The 18,827-nt window shown below is 73.2% G+C and carries 17 protein-coding genes and 1 tRNA gene; 9 read left to right on the top strand and 9 right to left on the bottom strand.

All coding sequences use genetic code 11. From position 1 onward, the window contains the following. Nucleotides 1-19: 19 nt before the first annotated feature. The 4 genes from hutI to hutU form a co-directional block, all read right to left on the bottom strand. A complete protein-coding gene (gene hutI, locus AMK24_RS25495; protein WP_073771218.1) occupies nucleotides 20-1,192 on the bottom strand; it encodes an imidazolonepropionase in 1,173 nt (390 codons plus the stop codon). Nucleotides 1,193-1,338: 146 nt separating this feature from the next. Next, the gene (locus tag AMK24_RS25500) at nucleotides 1,339-2,706 is read right to left on the bottom strand and encodes a formimidoylglutamate deiminase (protein WP_073771219.1); all 1,368 of its coding nucleotides are present in this window, start codon (nucleotides 2,704-2,706) and stop codon (nucleotides 1,339-1,341) included. Then, complete coding sequence (locus AMK24_RS25505; RefSeq protein ID WP_073771220.1) at nucleotides 2,697-3,998, bottom strand: allantoate amidohydrolase; 1,302 nt, start codon at nucleotides 3,996-3,998, stop codon at nucleotides 2,697-2,699. The genes AMK24_RS25500 and AMK24_RS25505 overlap by 10 nt, the downstream gene beginning before the upstream one ends. Next, entirely contained in the window at nucleotides 3,998-5,656 is a 1,659-nt protein-coding gene (gene hutU / locus AMK24_RS25510; RefSeq protein ID WP_073771221.1) for a urocanate hydratase, read from the bottom strand. The genes AMK24_RS25505 and hutU overlap by 1 nt, the downstream gene beginning before the upstream one ends. A gap of 134 nt (nucleotides 5,657-5,790) precedes the next feature. Between hutU and AMK24_RS25515 the strand changes: the two genes are divergently transcribed. From AMK24_RS25515 to AMK24_RS25535, 5 genes are all read left to right on the top strand, one after another. Next, entirely contained in the window at nucleotides 5,791-7,209 is a 1,419-nt protein-coding gene (locus AMK24_RS25515) for an APC family permease (RefSeq protein ID WP_073771222.1), read from the top strand. Nucleotides 7,210-7,367: 158 nt separating this feature from the next. Next, nucleotides 7,368-7,781, top strand: coding sequence for a hypothetical protein (locus AMK24_RS25520; protein WP_073771223.1), 414 nt, complete (start codon nucleotides 7,368-7,370; stop codon nucleotides 7,779-7,781). After that, nucleotides 7,778-8,584 carry a winged helix-turn-helix domain-containing protein gene (locus AMK24_RS25525; RefSeq protein ID WP_073771224.1) on the top strand — a complete coding sequence of 269 codons (807 nt, stop codon included), beginning with the start codon at nucleotides 7,778-7,780 and terminating at the stop codon, nucleotides 8,582-8,584. The genes AMK24_RS25520 and AMK24_RS25525 overlap by 4 nt, the downstream gene beginning before the upstream one ends. Before the next feature lie 38 nt (nucleotides 8,585-8,622). Beyond that, nucleotides 8,623-9,099, top strand: coding sequence for a roadblock/LC7 domain-containing protein (locus tag AMK24_RS25530; RefSeq protein WP_073771225.1), 477 nt, complete (start codon nucleotides 8,623-8,625; stop codon nucleotides 9,097-9,099). Between the two features lie 199 nt (nucleotides 9,100-9,298). Beyond that, on the top strand, nucleotides 9,299-9,673 hold the full coding sequence (locus AMK24_RS25535; RefSeq protein WP_073771226.1) for a hypothetical protein: 375 nt from the start codon (nucleotides 9,299-9,301) through the stop codon (nucleotides 9,671-9,673). 31 nt (nucleotides 9,674-9,704) lie between these two features. Here AMK24_RS25535 and AMK24_RS25540 read toward each other — a convergent pair whose 3' ends face one another. After that, nucleotides 9,705-10,550 carry a MurR/RpiR family transcriptional regulator gene (locus AMK24_RS25540; protein ID WP_073771227.1) on the bottom strand — a complete coding sequence of 282 codons (846 nt, stop codon included), beginning with the start codon at nucleotides 10,548-10,550 and terminating at the stop codon, nucleotides 9,705-9,707. 205 nt (nucleotides 10,551-10,755) lie between these two features. On the opposite strand from AMK24_RS25540, the gene AMK24_RS25545 reads away from it, so the two are divergent. Beyond that, nucleotides 10,756-11,172: a hypothetical protein gene (locus tag AMK24_RS25545; RefSeq protein ID WP_073771228.1), complete on the top strand. Its 417-nt coding sequence runs from the start codon at nucleotides 10,756-10,758 to the stop codon at nucleotides 11,170-11,172. 323 nt (nucleotides 11,173-11,495) lie between these two features. Here AMK24_RS25545 and AMK24_RS25550 read toward each other — a convergent pair whose 3' ends face one another. Further along, on the bottom strand, nucleotides 11,496-12,902 hold the full coding sequence (locus tag AMK24_RS25550; protein WP_073771229.1) for a cystathionine beta-synthase: 1,407 nt from the start codon (nucleotides 12,900-12,902) through the stop codon (nucleotides 11,496-11,498). 159 nt (nucleotides 12,903-13,061) lie between these two features. Between AMK24_RS25550 and AMK24_RS25555 the strand changes: the two genes are divergently transcribed. From AMK24_RS25555 to AMK24_RS25565, 3 genes are all read left to right on the top strand, one after another. Continuing rightward, entirely contained in the window at nucleotides 13,062-14,063 is a 1,002-nt protein-coding gene (locus tag AMK24_RS25555) for an SGNH/GDSL hydrolase family protein (RefSeq protein WP_073771230.1), read from the top strand. 224 nt (nucleotides 14,064-14,287) lie between these two features. Beyond that, nucleotides 14,288-15,508 (top strand): acetyl-CoA C-acetyltransferase, encoded by a 1,221-nt coding sequence (locus AMK24_RS25560; protein ID WP_073771231.1) that lies wholly within the window; start codon nucleotides 14,288-14,290, stop codon nucleotides 15,506-15,508. 406 nt (nucleotides 15,509-15,914) lie between these two features. Further along, the gene (locus AMK24_RS25565; RefSeq protein WP_242435250.1) at nucleotides 15,915-16,814 is read left to right on the top strand and encodes a hypothetical protein; all 900 of its coding nucleotides are present in this window, start codon (nucleotides 15,915-15,917) and stop codon (nucleotides 16,812-16,814) included. An 88-nt stretch (nucleotides 16,815-16,902) separates the two neighbouring features. Here AMK24_RS25565 and AMK24_RS25570 read toward each other — a convergent pair whose 3' ends face one another. The 3 genes from AMK24_RS25570 to AMK24_RS25580 all read right to left on the bottom strand — a co-directional run bounded on the left by AMK24_RS25570 (nucleotide 16,903) and on the right by AMK24_RS25580 (nucleotide 18,611). Next, a complete protein-coding gene (locus AMK24_RS25570) occupies nucleotides 16,903-17,220 on the bottom strand; it encodes a hypothetical protein (protein ID WP_073771232.1) in 318 nt (105 codons plus the stop codon). Between the two features lie 174 nt (nucleotides 17,221-17,394). Continuing rightward, a complete protein-coding gene (locus tag AMK24_RS25575; RefSeq protein WP_073771233.1) occupies nucleotides 17,395-18,273 on the bottom strand; it encodes a Bax inhibitor-1/YccA family protein in 879 nt (292 codons plus the stop codon). A gap of 252 nt (nucleotides 18,274-18,525) precedes the next feature. Beyond that, nucleotides 18,526-18,611: transfer RNA gene (locus tag AMK24_RS25580), tRNA-Leu, on the bottom strand. Between the last annotated feature and the right edge of the window lie 216 nt (nucleotides 18,612-18,827).

Genomic DNA, 18,827 nt, shown 5'->3' on the forward strand with positions numbered 1-18,827 from the left:
CACGGGGCCCGACCAGTCCTCAGACCACCCGCTGCCCGCCCCGCCAGACCGCGCTGACCAGGGGGACGCCCGGGCGGTACGCCAGGTGGACGTGGCTCGGGGCGTCGAGGAGGACCAGGTCGGCACGGGCGCCGGGGGCGATCCGCCCGATGTCCGTACGGCGCAGGGCGGCGGCCCCGCCGGCGGTGGCCGACCAGACCGCCTCGTCCGGGGTCATCCCCATGTCGCGCACGGCCAGCGCGATGCAGAACGGCATCGACGAGGTGAACGACGAACCGGGGTTGCAGTCCGTGGAGAGGGCGACGGTGGCCCCGGCGTCGAGGAGGCGGCGGGCGTCGGGCCACTCGGCGCGGGTGGAGAACTCCGCGCCCGGCAGAAGCGTCGCCACCGTGTTCCCCTGGCCGAGCGCCTCGACGTCGGCGTCGGTGAGGTGGGTGCAGTGGTCGGCCGAGGCCGCGTCGAGCTCGACGGCGAGCTGGACGCCGGGGCCGTGACTCAACTGGTTGGCGTGGATACGGGGGTGCAGCCCCTTGGCGCGGCCGGCCGTGAGGACCGCCCGGGCCTGGTCGCCGTCGAAGGCGCCCTGCTCGCAGAAGACGTCGATCCAACGGGCGTGCGGGGCGCAGGCGTCCAGCATCGGGCCGGTGACCAGGTCGACGTAGCCGGCGGGGTCGTCGGCGTAGTCGGGGGAGACGATGTGGGCGCCGAGATAGGTGACCTCGTCGGTGTGGCGGCCCGCGATCCGCAGGGCGCGGGCCTCGTCCTCGACGGTGAGGCCGTAGCCGGACTTGGTCTCGAGGGTGGTGGTGCCCTGGCGCAGGGCTTCGGCGAGGTAGCGGGCGACGTTGGCGGACAGCTCGTCGTCGGAGGCGGCCCGGGTGGCGGCGACGGTGGTGCGGATGCCGCCCGCGCGGTAGGGCTGCCCGGACATGCGGGCGTTGAACTCCTCGGTGCGGTCGCCCGCGAAGACCAGGTGGGAGTGGGAGTCGACGAAGCCGGGGATCACCGCGCGGCCGGTGGCGTCGAGGACGTTGTCGGTGGCGGGTGCTTTGCTGGACTCACCGGTCCAGATGACGCGGTCGCCCTCGATGACGACGGCCGCGTCCTGGATCAGGCCCAGGGGGGCCCTGTTTCCGAGGGAGGGGTCGTTGGTGACCAGGTTGGCGATGTGGGTGACGGCGGTGCTCGTCATCTGGAGAGTGTTCTCCTTGCGTTCCGGAGGGTCCGGAGGGTTCGAGGGGACCGGAGTGTTCGAGGGGCCCGGCGGTTCCGGGGCGCCCGGGGGCGCGGGGCGGGGGACCACCGTGCTCAGCCGTGCGGGGCGGGGCCCCGGGATGCTCAGTCGTGCAGGGCTGCGACGGCTCGGGCGAGCGCCCGGGGCACATCCTCCACCCGCGTGTGGCGGCCGTCCCGGACGATGTGCCGGCCCGCCACGACCGTGTGCCGCACATCGGCGGCGGAGGCGGCGAATACGGCGGCCTCCGCTGCCAGTCGGGGCACCGGCCCTGCCGTTCTGACGGAGTCCAGGGCGACCGTGGTCAGGTCGGCGGGGGCGCCGGGTTCCAGCACGCCCGCGTCGGGGCGGCCGAGCGCGGCGTGCCCGTCGGCGGAGGCGGCCCGGATCAGGGCGGCGGCCGTCCAGTGGCCCCGGACGTGCGTGCGCAGCCGCTCGTTCAGCTCCATCGCACGCGCCTCCTCGAACAGGTCGATCACGGCGTGGCTGTCGCTGCCCAGCGAGAGCGGGGAGCCCGCCTTCTGCAGGGCGGCGGCGGGGCCGATGCCGTCGGCCAGGTCGCGTTCGGTGGTGGGGCACATGCAGGTGCCGGTGGCCGAGGAGCCCAACAGGGCGATGTCCGCCTCGGTCAGGTGGGTGTTGTGGATGCCGGTGGTGCGCGGGCCGAGCACCCCGTGGTCGGCCAGCAGCCGGGTGGGGGTGCGGCCGTGGGCGGCCCGGCAGGCGTCGTTCTCCGCCGTCTGCTCGGAGAGGTGGACGTGCAGCGGGGCCGACCGCTCCTGCGCCCACCGCACGACGGTGGCCAGTTGGTCCGCCGGGACCGCCCGGACGGAGTGGATCGCCGCGCCGATCAGCGCGTGGTCGCCGCCCTTGAGGAGGGAGGCGCGCTCCGCCCATGCCTCGGCGGTGGTGTCGGAGAACCGGAGCTGGTGCCGGTTGGGCTGCTCGCCGAACCCGGCGGCCAGGTAGGCGGTATCCAGCAGGGTGATCCGGATGCCGGTCTCGGCCGCCGCCGCGATCAGCGCCTCCCCCATGGCGTTCGGGTCGGCGTAGGGGGTGCCGCCCGGCGCGTGGTGGAGGTAGTGGAATTCCCCGACGGCGGTGATGCCGGCCAGGGCCATTTCGGCGTACGTGGCGCGGGCCAGGTCGAAGTAGGTGTCCGGGGTGAGCCGGGAAGCCGTCCGGTACATCAGCTCGCGCCAGGTCCAGAAGGTGCCCGAGCCCACCTGGACGGTGGCGCGCAGGGCCCGGTGGAAGGCGTGCGAGTGGGTGTTGGCGAGGCCGGGCAGGGTCAGGCCGCGCAGCACGGTCGCCCCGGGCGGCGGCGTCCCGACCCCGGTCCTGACCCCGGCGATGCGGCCGTCCGCGATCTCCAGGGTGACGCCCGGCTCGACGTGCGTGCCGAGCCAGGCGTGGTCCGTCCAGTAGGCGGCGGTGACGGGTGCGCCCGTCGTCCGGTGTGTCAGCTGCACGCGAGACCTTCCAGTACGTCGGCGAGCGCCTCCACCCCGGCCGTGCAGTCGTCCTCGGCGGCGTGCTCGGCGGGTGAGTGCGAGATGCCGGTGGGATTCCGTACGAACAGCATGGCGGTGGGGGCCGAGGCGGACAAAATACCCGCGTCGTGGCCCGCGCCGGTGCCCAGGACGGGTACGGGCCGCCGGGTGTCGCCGGAGCCTTCGAGGATCTTGGCGAGTTCGTCGCGCAGGGCGTGCTCGAACTCGACGACGGGCGTGAACGACTCGCGGACCACGTCGAGGTCGATCCCCGCCCGGTCGGCGTACTCCCGGGCGGCGCGCTCGACGCCGGTGACGAGGGCGTCCAGGGTCGCCTGGTCGGCGGCGCGGGAGTCGAGCCAGCCGCGTACGAGGGAGGGGATGGCGTTGACCCCGTTGGGCTCGACCGCGATCTTGCCGAAGGTGGCGAGCGCACCGGTCAGCTCGGCCTCGCGGCGGGCGGCCAGCACGGTCTCCGCGTACGTGAGCATCGGGTCGCGGCGGTCGGCGAGGCGGGTGGTGCCGGCGTGGTTGGCCTCGCCCCGGAAGTCGAACCGCCAGCGGCCGTGCGGCCAGATGGCGGAGGCGATGCCGACGGGGTCGCCGGTCAGGTCGAGGGCGCGGCCCTGCTCGACGTGGAGTTCGACGAACGCGCCGATCCGGGCGAGCCGTTCCGGGTCGGGGCCGATGGTCCCGGGGTCGTACCCGGCGGCCTCCATGGCGGCGGGCAGGGTGGTCCCGTCCCCGTCGCGCAGCCGGTGGGCGTCGGCGACGGTGAGCTGTCCGGCGGCCAGCCGGGATCCCACGCAGGCCAGGCCGAAGCGGGCGCCCTCCTCGTCGCCGAAGTTGGCGATCGCCAGCGGCCGGGTGAACTCCACTCCCCTGCGGTGGAGTTCGTCGAGCGCGGCGAAGGAGGACACCACGCCGAGCGGGCCGTCGAAGGCGCCGCCGTCCGGGACGGAGTCCAGGTGCGAGCCGGTGACGACGGCGTCCCCGGCCAGGGGGTCGCCGTGCCAGGCCCACTGGTTGCCGTTGCGGTCGATCTCGTACACGAGACCGCGCGCCTCGGCCTGTGCGCGGAACCAGGCCCGGCAGTCGAGGTCGGCGCCCGTCCAGGCGTGGCGCCGGTAGCCGCCGCTGCCGGGGTGGCGGCCGAGGGGGGCCAGCTCCCGCCACATCGAGAGGAAGGAGTCACCGGCACGCCACGGCTGCCGTCCCGGGTCGGGAGGGGTGGGCCCGGCCGGGCCCTGTCCCGGGGCGCCCGTGGGCATCAGTGGTCCTCCGTCATGGGCACGCGGACGCCCTTGTCGGCGGCGACGGACTCCGCGATGTCGTAGCCCGCGTCGACGTGCCGGATGACGCCCATGCCGGGGTCGTTGGTCAGGACGCGGCGGATCTTCTCGCCCGCGAGCTTCGTGCCGTCCGCGACGGTGACCTGGCCCGCGTGGATGGAGCGGCCCATGCCGACGCCGCCGCCGTGGTGGAGGGAGACCCAGGAGGCGCCGGAGGCGACGTTGACCATGGCGTTGAGCAGCGGCCAGTCGGCGATGGCGTCGGAGCCGTCGAGCATGGCCTCGGTCTCGCGGTACGGGGAGGCGACGGAGCCGCAGTCCAGGTGGTCGCGGCCGATGGCCAGCGGGGCGGCCAGTTCGCCGCTGGCGACCATGTCGTTGAAGCGCTCGCCGGCCTTGTCGCGCTCGCCGTAGCCGAGCCAGCAGATGCGGGCGGGCAGCCCCTGGAAGTGGACGCGTTCCCCGGCCATCGTGATCCACCGGTGCAGGGACTCGTTCTCCGGGAACAGCTCCAGCATCGCCTTGTCGGTCTTGTGGATGTCGGACGCCTCGCCGGAGAGCGCGGCCCAGCGGAAGGGGCCCTTGCCCTCGCAGAAGAGGGGGCGGATGTAGGCGGGGACGAAGCCGGGGAAGTCGAAGGCGCGGTCGTACCCGGCGAGCCGGGCCTCGCCGCGGATGGAGTTGCCGTAGTCGAAGACCTCGGCCCCGGCGTCCATGAAGCCGACCATGGCCTCGACGTGACGGGCCATCGACTCCCGGGCGCGCCGGGTGAAGTCGGCGGGCTTCTCGGCGGCGAGCGTCGCCATGTCGTCGAAGTCGACGCCGAGCGGGAGGTAGGCCAGCGGGTCGTGGGCGCTGGTCTGGTCGGTGACGATGTCGATCGGCGCGCCTTCGGCCAGCATCCGGGGCAGCAGTTCGGCCGCGTTGCCGAGGAGGCCGATGGAGAGGGGGCGGCGGGCGTCGCGGGCCTCGACGGCGAGCTGGAGGGCGTGCTCCAGGCTGTCGGCCCTGACGTCGAGGTAGCGGTGTTCGATGCGGCGCTCGATGGCGCGCGGGTCGCAGTCGACGACGAGGGCGACGCCGTCGTTCATGGTGACGGCGAGCGGCTGGGCGCCGCCCATGCCGCCGAGGCCGGCGGTCAGCGTGATCGTCCCGGCCAGGGTGCCGCCGAACTTCTTCGCGGCGACGGCGGCGAAGGTCTCGTAGGTGCCCTGGAGGATGCCCTGGGTGCCGATGTAGATCCAGGACCCGGCGGTCATCTGGCCGTACATGGTGAGCCCGAGCGCCTCCAGGCGGCGGAACTCCTCCCAGTTGGCCCAGTCCCCGACCAGGTTGGAGTTGGCGATGAGCACGCGCGGCGCCCACTCGTGGGTCTGCATGACGCCGACCGGGCGGCCGGACTGGACGAGCATGGTCTCGTCCTGCTTCAGCGTCTCCAGGGTGCGGACCATCGCGTCGAAGGAGCGCCAGTCGCGGGCCGCCTTGCCGGTTCCGCCGTAGACGACGAGCTTGTCGGGGTGCTCCGCGACCTCGGGGTCGAGGTTGTTCTGCAGCATCCGCAGGGCGGCTTCCTGCTGCCATCCCAGGGCGGTGAGCGCGCTGCCGCGCGGTGCCCGTACGGGGCGGGGTCCTGACATGGCGGTGCCTCCTCGCGACGGTGAAAAACTATTCACATCCTGGTGCGATGAATAGTCGTAGTCAACAGGTGCGGTACGCGCCGGGGCGGGGAAGACACCCTCCTACCGTCCCGGCGTCCGTCCCGGAGGCAGCGATGAGCAGATCCGGCACGCCCGCGACCGGCGGCCCCGCCGGCCCTCGCGGCCCCGGGGCCGCCGACGGCCCCGCGAGCACCGGCGGGTCGCCGCCGCTCAAACGGGCGCTGGGCCCCAGGCTGCTGATCCTCTTCGTCATCGGCGACATCCTGGGCACCGGCATCTACGCCACCACCGGGAACGTGGCCGGAAAGGTCGGCGGAGCGCTCTGGCTGCCGTTCGCGATCGGCTTCGCCGTCGCCCTGCTGACGGCGGCCTCGTACGTCGAGCTCGTCGGCAAGTACCCGAAGGCGGCCGGTGCGGCGCTCTACACCCAGAAGGCGTTCAAGGTCCCCTTCCTGACCTTCGTCGTCGCCTTCATGGTGATGTGTTCGGGCCTCTCCTCCGCCAGTGCGGCGGCGCGGGCGTTCAGCGGCGACTACCTGGGCGAGTTCACGGACGCGGTGCCGCCGACCCTGATCGCGGTCCTGTTCGTGCTCGCCCTCGCCGCGATCAACCTGCGCGGGGTCGCGGAGTCGGTGAAGGCGAACGTCGTGCTGACCCTGGTCGAGGCGGGCGGGCTGGCGGTGATCCTCGCGATCGGCGCGTACGCCGTGTTCAGCGGCGGGGGCGAACCGGGCCGGCTGATCCGGATCGAGACCGGCGGCACCGGGTACGCGCTGCTCACCGGCGTCCTCGGCGCCACCGCGCTCGGCTTCTTCGCGTTCGTGGGCTTCGAGGATTCGGTCAACATGGCCGAGGAGACGAAGAACCCGGCCCGCGACTTCCCCCGGGCGATCTTCATCGGGGTGGGGTTCACCGGCACCGTCTACGTCCTGGTCGCCCTGGTCTCCTCGCTCCTGGTCGACTCCCGCACGCTGGCGGACTCCAGCGGCCCGCTGCTGGAGGTGGTGAAGGCGGGGGGCGTCGATTTCCCGCCGAAACTGTTCGCGCTGATCGCCCTGTTCGCCGTCACCAACTCGGCACTGATCAACATCATGATGGCCTCGCGGCTCTGTTACGGCATGGCCAACGAGCGCATCCTGCCGCCCGCGATGGGGAAGGTGCTGGCAGGCCGGCGCACCCCCTGGACGGGGATCGTCTTCGTCTCCGCCCTGGCGATCGGCCTGGTGTCCACCGGAGAGATCGAGGGGCTCGGCGACACCACCTCGTTCCTGCTCCTGTGCGTGTTCGCCCTGGTCAACAGCGCCGTACTGGTGCTGCGCAAGGACCGGGTGGAGCACCGCCACTTCCGTACGCCCACGGCCCTGCCCGTCCTCGGCGCGCTCACCTCGCTGGTCCTGGCGAGCCCGCTGGCCGACCGGGGCGCCGACGTGTACGTACGGGCCGGGGTCCTGCTGCTCATCGGCATCGGGCTGTGGGCCGTCAACAGGGCGGTGATGACGGCCCGCGAGAGGTCCGGCGCCCCGGACGCCTGACGGAACCCCGGGCTCCGGGCCGAACGCCGTGTTCCGGCCGTTCCTTTACACCGCGGACCGCATGTACCAAAGGAAAATGCCAGAACCTCCTCCCGGCGTACACACGTTGCGTAGCCTCTGCGTCACAGCCGTACGCCACGTCGGGAGGGGAGATCCGCGTGCCCGGAATCGACGAGTGCCTGCTCGAAGTCATGAAACTGCCCGGCGCCCGGGGCGCCGCGGTGGTCGACTGGACGAGCGGTCTCGCCCTCGGCACCATCGGGGAGTCCCCCAACGGCGACCACGAGGCCACCGCCGCCGAGACCGCGGAGGTCGCCCGGATGGCCGCCGAACAGCCGGCCTTCACCCGGCTCTCCCCGGCGGACGGCGGCCACCCGGCCGCCGAGGCGCCGGGGCCGCCCGTCGAGGACGTCATCGTCACCACCCATGACGGCTACCACATGCTCCGCTTCGTCGAGACCGCCTTCGACAGCAGCGTCTTCCTGCACCTGTGGCTGAACCGCTCCGAGGGCAACCTCGCGCTCGCCCGGATGCGCCTCGGCGAGCTGGCCGAACGCCTGGTGCTGGCATGAGCGCGATAGCCGCCGGCCTCGGACCCCCCGGCGCCGACCGGCCCACGGTGCTCTCCCCGATGCTCCGGCGCCTCGCCGCCGAGCGGGCCACCGGCGCCCTGTTGCGCGACCACGGCACGCTCTACCTCGCCGACGGCCAGGTGGTGCACGCCGAGAGCCCCGCCACCCCCGGCATCGACGTCCTGCTCACCGCGGGCGGCGCCCTGCGGCACGAGGGCTGGTGGGACGCCGTGGCACAGGCCGGGGCCCGCCGCCGGGTCGGCCGCTACCTCGTGGACAGCGGCCATGTGCCGGGCGGGGCCCTGGAGTTGTGCCATCTGGGCGCGCTGTACGACGCCGCCTTCTTCGCGCTCGCGCCGACCGGGACGCCCGCCCGCTTCCGTTACGGGGTGGCGCACTGGATCGGTCCCGTGCGGCCCGTCCCGGTGGCCGCCGTGGAGCGCGAGACGCTGCGCCGCCGGGAGTTCCTGGACCGGATCTGGCCCGACCCCGCCTGCGACGGCGCGCCGCTGCGGACGACCGCGTACGGCTCGGACGCCCCGGCGCCGGCCCGTCAGCGGCGGATCCTGGAGCTGGCCGACGGGGACCGTACGGCCTCCGACATCGCGCGGCAGTTGGGCCGTTCGGCCTTCCACGTCCTGGTCGACCTGCGTCGGCTGGCGGCGGCCGGCCTGGTGGAGGCGGTCCGGGCCCGACCGCTGCCCGCCGCCTCGGCATCCGGCCGGATCACGCTCCCCGAGGTGACGGCCGACCCCGATGTCGCCCTGCTGCGCCGGCTCCGAGACGCATTGGAGGCCCTGTGATACGCGCGCTCAGACAGCGTGCCGGGAGGAGACAGCTGATGGTGCCCGAGGCCGAAGTGCGTGATGTCCTCGACGAGCTCCAGCGGTTACGGGCCCGGGTCCCCCTGCTCTCCGGGGCGCTGGCCGCCTCCACCGACGGCCTGGTGCTGGCCCACGACACGCCGGGCGTCGAGGCGGAGGGCGTCGCCGCCCTCACCGCCGCCGCCCTCGGCGTCTCCATCCGGATGACGGATGCCACCGGCCGCGGCGGCTTCCGCGAACTGCTCGTCCGCGGCGGCAACGGCTACATCGCCACCTACGCCGCAGGCTCCTCCGCCGTCCTGACCCTGCTCGCCGAGGACCGCATCAACGTCGGCCGGCTCCATCTGGAGGGCCGCCGCTCCGGCGCCCGTATCGGCCAACTCGTCGACGCCGCGCTGGAACGCGTGGAGCGGCCCGCTCCCGCCGCCGCCCGTGCCCTGCCCCCGCGCCCCACCGGCACGCCGGGCCGCGGCCTGCCGCAGCGCCCGACGTAGAACGCCCGCGCCCGCCCGGCTCCCCCCACCCCGTACCACCGCCCCCCGGGACTCAGCCGTCCCGCGGAGGCCCGCGCACCGCCCCGCCCACGGACCAACACCGAAGCCAGCAAGGAAACCGGCACCGGAATCGGCACAGCCGCCGGTGCGGAAACGGACCCGGTCACCGCGACCGGCCACGGAAAGGAAACGAGCCTCCATGGCGAACACCGAAGCGTCTTTGAAGGAAGCGATGAGTTCGATCGAGGGCGCCACGGGTGTCGCGCTCGTCGACTACACGAGCGGGATGGCCCTGGGCACGCTCGGCGGCGGCAAGGACTTCAACCTGGAGGTCGCCGCCGCGGGCAACACCGACGTGATCCGCGCCAAGCTCCGCACGATGGAGCACCTGGGGCTCCAGGAGGAGATCGAGGACATCCTGATCACCCTCAACAGCCAGTACCACCTGATCCGGCTGCTCAGGACCCGCGGCAGCAACGGCCTGTTCCTCTACCTGGTGCTGGACGCGAGCCGGGCGAACCTGGCCATGGCCCGCCACCAGCTGAAGAAGATCGAGGCGGAACTGGAGGTCTGACGCGTCCGGGGCGGCGCGGGGCCCGGGGCCCTCACTCCACGAACAGGCCGCGCGCCGCCGCCCGTGCGTCGAACTCCTCCAGCCGCGCCTGGGCGTCGGGCAGCCCGTCGCACATCGCCTCCAGCAGCACCCTGCCCAGCAGCATCGGCGCGCAGACGGTGTCGAAGGAGAGCCCGGAGCCGATCGCCGCCGGGAGCAGCAGATCGCTGTGCCGGGCGACGGGCGCGAAAGCGGAGTCCGCGACGGTCACCACGGTCAGCCCCTGGTCCCGGGCGTACGCGAGCGCGTCCACGGTCTCCTTGGGGTGGCGCGGCAGCGCGAAGCACATCAGGGCGGTGGCCCCGGCGCGGCGGGCGGAGTCGATCCGGTCGGCCAGCATGCTGCCGCCCTCGTCGAGCACCCGGACGTCGGGGTGCACCTTGGCGGCGAAGTAGCCGAAGCCGCGCGCCTGCGAGGAGGCGGCGCGCAGCCCCAGCACGGGCAGCGGCCGGGAGCCGGCGAGCAGCCGCCCGGCCCGCTCGACGGGGGCGGGGTCGGCGAGCACGTCGCAGAGGTGCTGGAGGTTCTCGATCTCGGCGCGGACGGCCTGCTGGTACTCGTTGTACGTCTCCCCCGCGTCCTCCTGCTCCGTGTCGGCGGGCGCGACCTCGCGCAGGTGCCTGCGCAGCGCCGGATAGCCGTCGAAGCCGAGGGCGACGGCGAAGCGGGTGACGGAGGGCTGGCTGACCCCGGCCAGCTCCGCCAGCTCGACGCTGGAGAGGAACGGCGCGTCGGCGGCCCGGCGGACCATGCAGTGCGCGATGCGCCGCTGGGTGGGCGTGAGCCGGTGGCCCTCGAAGAGCCGCTGCAACCGTGCGGCGGGGCTGCTCCCGCTCATGGTGTCCCCTTGCTGAGTCCGTCGCGCCCCGTCCGACGCCGACCGTTCCATTCAGCCAGGTAGGTCGCTGTATGTCCATATGCAAGGTGGTGGGCGGTGTCCCCGGCCCGAAGGCGGAGCCCTCCGGTGGCAGGGGGGTTAGCCCTACGCAATGCGGGGGTTAGCCCCCGTGTCCTCAAGGCCCCCACTCCGTACCGTCGTCGGTATGGAAACCCGTGACCACGAGCTCAAGAAGGAGCTCGCCGCCACCCTCCAGGCGCGTGGCGAGCTCGGCGCGGAGTACGAGCCCGCGCTCATCGACTCATTCCTGGAGAAGGTCGAGCAGCGCCTCGACACGACGCTCGACCGCCGGGTCCGCCACCAGCTCGCCGAGCAGCGGACGGTCGCCGCCCGGCCGTCGCGTCCGGTGGAGCCGGGGAGCTTCGGGGAACGGCACGGCCTGGGGATCGTGTCGCTGGTCCTGGCCGTGCCGCTGTCCGCGATCGGTGTCGTGAACGCCGACCTGGAGGGGCTGATCGTGGCCTGGCTCGGCATCGTCGGCGTCAACGCGTTCCAGGCCGCGCGGAGCGGGGCCCTGTTCCGCCGCCGGAGCGAGCGGGCACGGTCCGACTGGCGGGACTGAGGCACGGCCTCGCCCCGGGCCGGCGTCCGCACGGCCTGTCCGGAGCATGTCGCGGGGACCGCCGCACCCCCGGTCGCCCGGGGGGCGGGACGACGGCGGTCCCCGCGAGGGACGCGGTCCGGGTCAGGGCCGGTGTCCCGCGTCCGGGCGACGGTGGAGGTCCGGGAGCCGCTCCGTAGTCCGGTGTCGCCGTTCTGGGCGCCGGCGGGTCTCCCCGCCGACACCCGCCACTGTGCCGGACGCGTGTTAAGCGAGTGCTGCGCACACGTGACGCGCTCGTTCCGTTTCCGCGAAGCCCCGCCCCGGGGCGCCCTGCCGGGGTGTCAGGCCTTCGCCGCGCCCGCGTCCTTGGCGAGGAACGCCAGCAGGTCCTGGCGGCTCACGACGCCCTGGGGCTTGCCCTCGACGAGCACGATCGCCGCGTCCGCGCCGTCCGCGCCGCTGAGCACGGCCATCAGGTCCTCGACCGGCTCGCCCGAGCCGACCTGCGGCAGCGGGGCCGACATGTGCTTCTCCAGCGGGTCGCCCAGCGAGGCGCGCTGTGTGAACAGGGCGTCCAGCAGCTGCCGCTCCACGACGGAGCCGATGACCTCGGCGGCCATCACGTCCGGGTGACCGGCCCCGGGCTTCACGATCGGCATCTGGGAGACGCCGTATTCGCGGAGCACCTCGATGGCCTCGCCGACCGTCTCCTCCGGGTGCATGTGGACGAGGGAGGGCATCGGGCCCTCCTTGAAGTCCAGGACCGCGCCGACCCGGGCGGAGGCGCCGGAGTCCTCCAGGAAGCCGTAGTCGGCCATCCACTCGTCGTTGAAGATTTTACTGAGGTAGCCGCGACCGCTGTCGGGGAGCAGCACCACGACGACGTCGTCGGGGCCGAGCCGCTTGGCGACCTCCAGGGCCCCGACGACCGCCATGCCGCAGGAGCCGCCGACGAGCAGGCCCTCCTCCTTGGCGAGGCGACGGGTCATCTGGAAGGAGTCCTTGTCGGACACCGCGACGATCTCGTCGGTCACGTTCCGGTCGTAGGCGCTCGGCCAGAAGTCCTCGCCGACGCCCTCGACCAGGTACGGACGGCCGGAGCCGCCGGAGTAGACCGAGCCCTCCGGGTCCGCGCCGATGACCTGGACCGCACCGCCGCTGACCTCCTTGAGGTAGCGCCCGGTGCCGCTGATCGTGCCGCCGGTGCCGACGCCCGCGACGAAGTGGGTGATCTTCCCCTCCGTCTGCTCCCACAGCTCGGGACCGGTGGTCTCGTAGTGCGAGCGCGGGTTGTTCGAGTTGGAGTACTGGTCCGGCTTCCAGGCGCCCGGCGTCTCGGCGACCAGCCGGTCGGAGACGTTGTAGTACGAGTCGGGGTGCTCGGGGTCGACGGCGGTGGGGCAGACGACGACCTCGGCGCCGTACGCGCGCAGCACGTTGATCTTGTCCGTGGACACCTTGTCAGGGCAGACGAAGATGCACTTGTAGCCCTTCTGCTGGGCGACGATGGCGAGCCCGACGCCCGTGTTGCCGCTGGTCGGCTCGACGATCGTGCCGCCGGGCTTCAGCTCCCCGCTCTGCTCGGCCGCCTCGATCATGCGCAGCGCGATGCGGTCCTTCACCGACCCGCCGGGGTTGAAGTACTCGACCTTGGCCAGGACGGTCGCCTGGATACCTGCCGTGACGTTGCGCAGCCTCACCAACGGGGTGTTGCCGACAAGACTGATCATCGAATCGTGGAATTGCACCGTGTACTCCGGGATCTCCGAGATGGTCCGGCCCAGAGTATGCGTACGGGACGCACTGTGCGTGCGGGAAGGAGTACACCGAGCCCCCGGCGGGGCAAGTAGGTACGTGTACGGCTGTACGGCGAGGAGGAGGTGGACCGGACTGTGTCGACGGCGAGGGTGGCACGGCGGATCGCGGCGGGCGCGGCTTACGGCGGTGGCGGCATCGGATTGATCGGCGCGGCCGCCGTGGGCGTGTTCCTGGCGGAGGTCCAGCTCGCGAAGAGGCAGGTCGGCGGGGGCACGGCTCCGGTTCCGCCGAGCGCGGACGGACGGTACGGGGTGGCGTTCGCCGGGCCGGACGACGCGATGCGGCTCGGGATGCTCGGGGACTCGACGGCCGCCGGCCAGGGGGTGCGCCGGGCCGGGCAGACGCCCGGCGCCCTGCTGGCCTCGGGCCTCGCGGCGGTGGCCGAGCGCCCGGTGGACCTGCGGAACGTGGCCCTGCCGGGGGCCCGGTCGGACGATCTGGACCGGCAGGTGTCGGTGCTGCTCGCGGACCCGGCCCGCATCCCGGACGTCTGCGTGATCATGATCGGGGCGAACGACGTCACCCACCGGATGCCCGCGACCCAGTCGGTGCGCTGTCTGACGACGGCGGTGCGCAGGCTGCGGACGGCGGGGGCGGAGGTGGTCGTCGGGACCTGTCCGGACCTCGGCACGATCGAACCGGTCTACCAGCCGTTGCGCTGGCTGGCCCGCCGTGTGAGCCGGCAGCTGGCGGCGGCGCAGACGATCGGCGTGGTCGAGCAGGGCGGGCGCACGGTGTCGCTGGGCGACCTGCTGGGCCCCGAGTTCGCCGCGAACCCGAGGGAGCTGTTCGGCCCGGACAACTACCACCCCTCCGCCGAGGGGTACGCCACGGCGGCCATGGCGGTGCTGCCGACCCTGTGCGCGGTGCTGGGCCTGTGGCCGGAGAGCGACCGGCTGGACGGCTCCCGGCGCGAGGACATCCTCCCGGTGGCGAAGGCCGCGTCCCAGGCGGCCCGGGAGGCCGGTACGGAGGTCACGGGGGCCCGCGCGCCCTGGGCCCTCCTCAAGTACCGCAGACGGCGGCGCCTGCCCGTCTCCACGGAGCCCACGCCGCACGCCCACCCGGACACCGCCCCCGGGCACGCGTAGGGGCGCCGGGCCCGGGCCGGGGCTCGCCCGGACGCCGCCCCGCCCCGGCACACGACCTGAGCAAGCGCTTAGAAAAGAGGTCCGCATCACATGGCCTCCCCGGTGACCCCGGCGATACGTCCGGGTAACTTCCAGAGGAGTTCCGCCTGTCAGCAGAACCCGCCGGTCCGCCGTCAGACCCCTCCAGCCCGTCGTACACCCTTCCAGCCTCTTGGAGCCGCGTGATGCCCGAAGCCGTGATCGTCTCTGCCGCCCGTTCGCCGATCGGCCGCGCCTTCAAGGGATCCCTGAAGGACCTCCGCGCGGACGACCTGACCGCCACGATCATCCAGACCGCGCTGGCCAAGGTCCCCGAGCTGGACCCGAAGGACATCGACGACCTGATGCTGGGCTGCGGCCTGCCGGGCGGCGAGCAGGGCAACAATCTGGGTCGCGTCATCGCCGTGCAGATGGGGATGGACCACCTCCCCGGCTGTACGGTCACCCGCTACTGCTCCTCCTCGCTGCAGACCAGCCGGATGGCGCTGCACGCGATCAAGGCGGGCGAGGGCGACGTCTTCATCTCGGCCGGCGTGGAGATGGTGTCCCGCTTCACCAAGGGCAACTCCGACAGCCTCCCGGACACGCACAACCCGCTGTTCGCCGAGGCCGAGGCCCGTACCGCCGCCCGCGCCGAGGAGTCCGGCGCGAGCTGGCACGACCCGCGCGAGGACGGCCTCGTCCCGGACGCCTACATCGCGATGGGGCAGACGGCGGAGAACCTGGCCCGGCTCAAGGGCGTCACCCGCCAGGACATGGACGAGTTCGGCGTACGGTCGCAGAACCTGGCCGAGGAAGCCCTGAAGAACGGCTTCTGGGAGCGGGAGATCACCCCGGTCACCACCCCCGACGGCACCGTCGTCGCCAAGGACGACGGCCCGCGCGCGGGCGTCACCCTGGAAGGCGTGCAGGGGCTGAAGCCGGTCTTCCGCCCCGACGGCCTGGTCACCGCGGCCAACTGCTGCCCGCTGAACGACGGTGCGGCCGCTCTGGTGATCATGTCCGACACCAAGGCCCGCGAGCTGGGTCTGACCCCGCTGGCCCGGATCGTCTCCACGGGCGTCTCCGGCCTCTCCCCCGAGATCATGGGGTACGGCCCGGTCGAGGCCAGCAAGCAGGCGCTGAGGCGGGCGGGCCTGACCATCGACGACATCGACCTCGCCGAGATCAACGAGGCGTTCGCCGCGCAGGTCATCCCCTCCTACCGGGACCTGGGCCTGCCGCTGGACAAGGTCAACGTCAACGGCGGCGCGATCGCGGTCGGCCACCCCTTCGGCATGACCGGCGCCCGCATCACCGGCACGCTGATCAACAGCCTCCAGTTCCACGACAAGCAGTTCGGCCTGGAGACGATGTGCGTGGGCGGCGGCCAGGGCATGGCGATGGTGATCGAGCGGCTGAGCTGAGCCGTAGCGGAGGGTAGGGGCCGCGCGAGGCACGAGTGCGGCGCCTGCCCGCAGCGCAGGCGAAGCCCAGCGCGACCATCGGCACAGAGCGGCTGAGCTGAGCCGTAGCGGAGGGTAGGGGCCGCGCGAGGCACGAGTGCGGCACCTGCCCGCAGCGCAGGCGAGGCCCAGCGCGACCACGGGCACGGGCGGCGGGGCCAACCCTGTCGAGCCCCGACCGTGACCGAATCTCCCCCAGGATGTGATCTGCGTCCCGGGGGAGCGCTGTTTCCGCAGGTCAGCGCAGTTGTACGGGGGGACCGAGGACCGAAAGACCTGTCCATTTCGTGACGTAATGCACTGACAGCCCGTACCGGTACAGGCCAAGCTGATGTAGGAAGTCGGGGGTATCGATGGAACCGGGAGTATGTCAGTGAGCGCCATGCCGTTTGCCCTGTTGCTGACCACCGCCGCTGCCACGGCCGTCGGCGCCGCCGCGCTGCACGCCGCTCACGGGCTGCGCAAGCAGGTCGTCGCGCTGCGCACGGAGCTGGCCGCCGGCCGCGCTCTCGGCGCGTCCGTGCCGCCCCAGAGCCGCAGCGCGGCCACTCCGGCCGAGGAGATACGCGCGGCCGTGGCCGAGGCGCTGGCCGAGGAGCGGGAGCGGGAGCTGGCCGAGGCGCGCGCCTTCTGGGCCGCCCAGGAGGCCCGCGACGCCGCGGACGCCCCGTCCCTGCTGGGGGGCCTGTCCGGCCTCGGCGACGACGCCCCGTACTACCTGCCCCGGCAGGCCGACTTCGCCGGTCTGGAGTCGATGGATCTCGAAGCGGCCGAGGCCATGGAGGAGCTCGTGGAGCTGAGCGAGCGGACGCTCGCGGAGCACGAGATCAGTGAGCTGACCGACCTTCCCGAGATGGCGGACGTCGCGGAGGTCACGGAGTTCACCGAGGACTCCCCCGAGCTGGCCGCCGCCCGCCGCCGCCACCCCTCGCACCCGGACTTCGTTCCCGTGCAGACGCCGGTGGTCACCGATCACGAGCGCACCGTGAACCGGCTGGAGGAGCTGGCCGTCACGGCGACCGAGCTGACGGACGTGCGGCCCGGCCCGCTGGGCACGCTCGACGTGTACGTCTTCGCCGACGGCACCACGCTCTGCATGACCCCCGGCCACCGCGAGACCGCCGAGCGGCTCGCGGAGGCGCTGCGGGCGGGCCGGCAGCCGGTGCTGCTGGGCGGCTCGGGCGTCTCGGGCGCCTACGCGCTGACCTTCTCCTGCGGTGAGGACAACGTCTACATCCTCGCGGACCGGGTCATCGCCTCGTTCTGACCGCCTCGTCCGCCGGGCGCGGCTCGCGGGAGGTAACGCGCGAGGACCCGCCCCGCCCCGCTCCACCGCGCACGCGCGGGGCCGCGGCTCAGGCGAACGTCCGCGCCGCCGCTTCCCCCACATACCGCACGGCCTCGTCCAGCTCCCGGGACGAGGCCGTTTCCAGTGCCACGGCCAGGTCCCGACCGGCGACGGCGACCTGGTCGCCGACCGCGAACATCCCGGCGTCCGGCAGCTCCCGCGGTTCGGCGGCCGGGTCCTCCAGGCGCTGGGCCCGTACGGCGAGCTCGCGCGCGGCGGCCAGCGCCTCGGCGGCCGCACCGCGCTGGAGGCGGCTCTGCGGGGCCGAGCGCAGCCGGTCGGCGAATCGGTCCACGGCCTGGATCAGGGGCGTCGTATCGAGCACGCGGCCGACCCTACGCGCCCCTCCCGCACGGCCGCCAACGCCCCGGGCGGCGCACCCCGCCCCGCGGAACGCTCCCCGGCCCCCCTCCGCACGCGGAACGGCCCGCAGGCACGTGGCCTGCGGGCCGTTCCGGTACTCCACGCCCTCGCGGTCACCGCGGGGCGGCGGGGCGGGTCAGTCGTCGCCGCTGAGGATCGCGACCAGGCGCAGCATCTCGACGTAGATCCACACCAGGGTGACGGTCAGGCCGAAGGCGGCCAGCCACGCCTCCTCGCGCGGAGCGCCGTACGCGATGCCGTCCTCGACCTGCTTGAAGTTCAGGGCGAGGATGGCCGCGCCGATGACGATGGCCACGATGCCGAAGACGATGCCGAGCGCGCCGCTGCGGAAGCCGAGGCCGTCACCGCCGCCGAAGACGGCGAACAGGAGGTTGACCGTCATCAGCAGCATGAAGCCGATGGCGGCCGCCATCACGAAGCCGTAGAAGCGGCGCGTGACCCGGATCAGCCCGGTGCGGTAGGCGATCAGCACACCGGCGAAGACCGCCATGGTGCCGAGCACCGCCTGCATCGCCGCCCCGGGGGCGACGTACATGCTGACGATGTTGCTGACGATGCCGAGGAAGACGCCCTCGAACGCGGCGTACGTCAGGATCAGCGGCGGCGAGGGCCGGCGCTTGAACGAGTTGACCAGGGACAGCACGAAGCCGATGAGCGCGGCGCCGATGGCCACGCCGTAGGCGCTGCCCAGGTTCGCCTGGTCGACCGGCATGGCCCACCACGCGGCGGCGGCGGCCACGATCACGGTGCCGAGGGTCATCGCCGTACGCGTCACCACGTCGTCGATGGTCATCGCGTCCGGACGGGCGGGAGCCGGGGCTCCGTGGAGGTCCGTCTGCGCGTAGGGGTTGGTGGCGTACGGGTTGGCGGCGGTGCCCTGTGCGTACGGGTTGCCCGTCGCGGGGGCCCCGGCCTGCGGCGCCGCGTTGAAGCCCGCGTGGCCGTTGTCGCGGCTGAAGCCCCGTCGCGAGAAGACCGGGTTGCTGCTCCTCATTTCACTCCTCCATGGCCACACTGCGTGGCCTTGCCACAAGAGTAATGGGTAGGCAAAAGAATCACCCTAGTGCCAGGGGAGGATCTTTCGGGCAGGACGCGGCGGAACCCCGCCGCCGGGCCCTCGGGCAGGCCCGCGCGAAGCCGGGGCGGCGGCCCGGGGAGGACGGTCGCGCGCAGCCGGAACGCGGGGGCCGCGGGGCCGGGAGAGGGGTGACGGTGCGGGCCGGGCAGGTCACGCTCGGTGAGGAGATGGTGCCCGGAGCCGGACTCGAACCGGCACGCCCCCGAGGGGCAGCGAGGTTTAAGCTCGCCGTGTCTACGTTCCACCATCCGGGCGTGCCACGCGGCTCCGCGTATGGCTACCGACCCTATCCGGGGCCGTCCCTCGATCAGCGGAACAGTGGCGCGATGTTGTCTTATTTTATTGACCGTTTGAGAGACCGTCAGCACATCCGGGCGGGCTGACCACCCACCCCCGACGGATCCCGGGCGGCCCGCGCATCCCCCGGGATTGACGGAAAGTCGCCGCACTCGTACGGCCCAACACGCCAG

Origin of the sequence: Streptomyces sp. CB02366, assembly GCF_001905905.1 — a bacterium.
Lineage (GTDB): Bacteria > Actinomycetota > Actinomycetes > Streptomycetales > Streptomycetaceae > Streptomyces.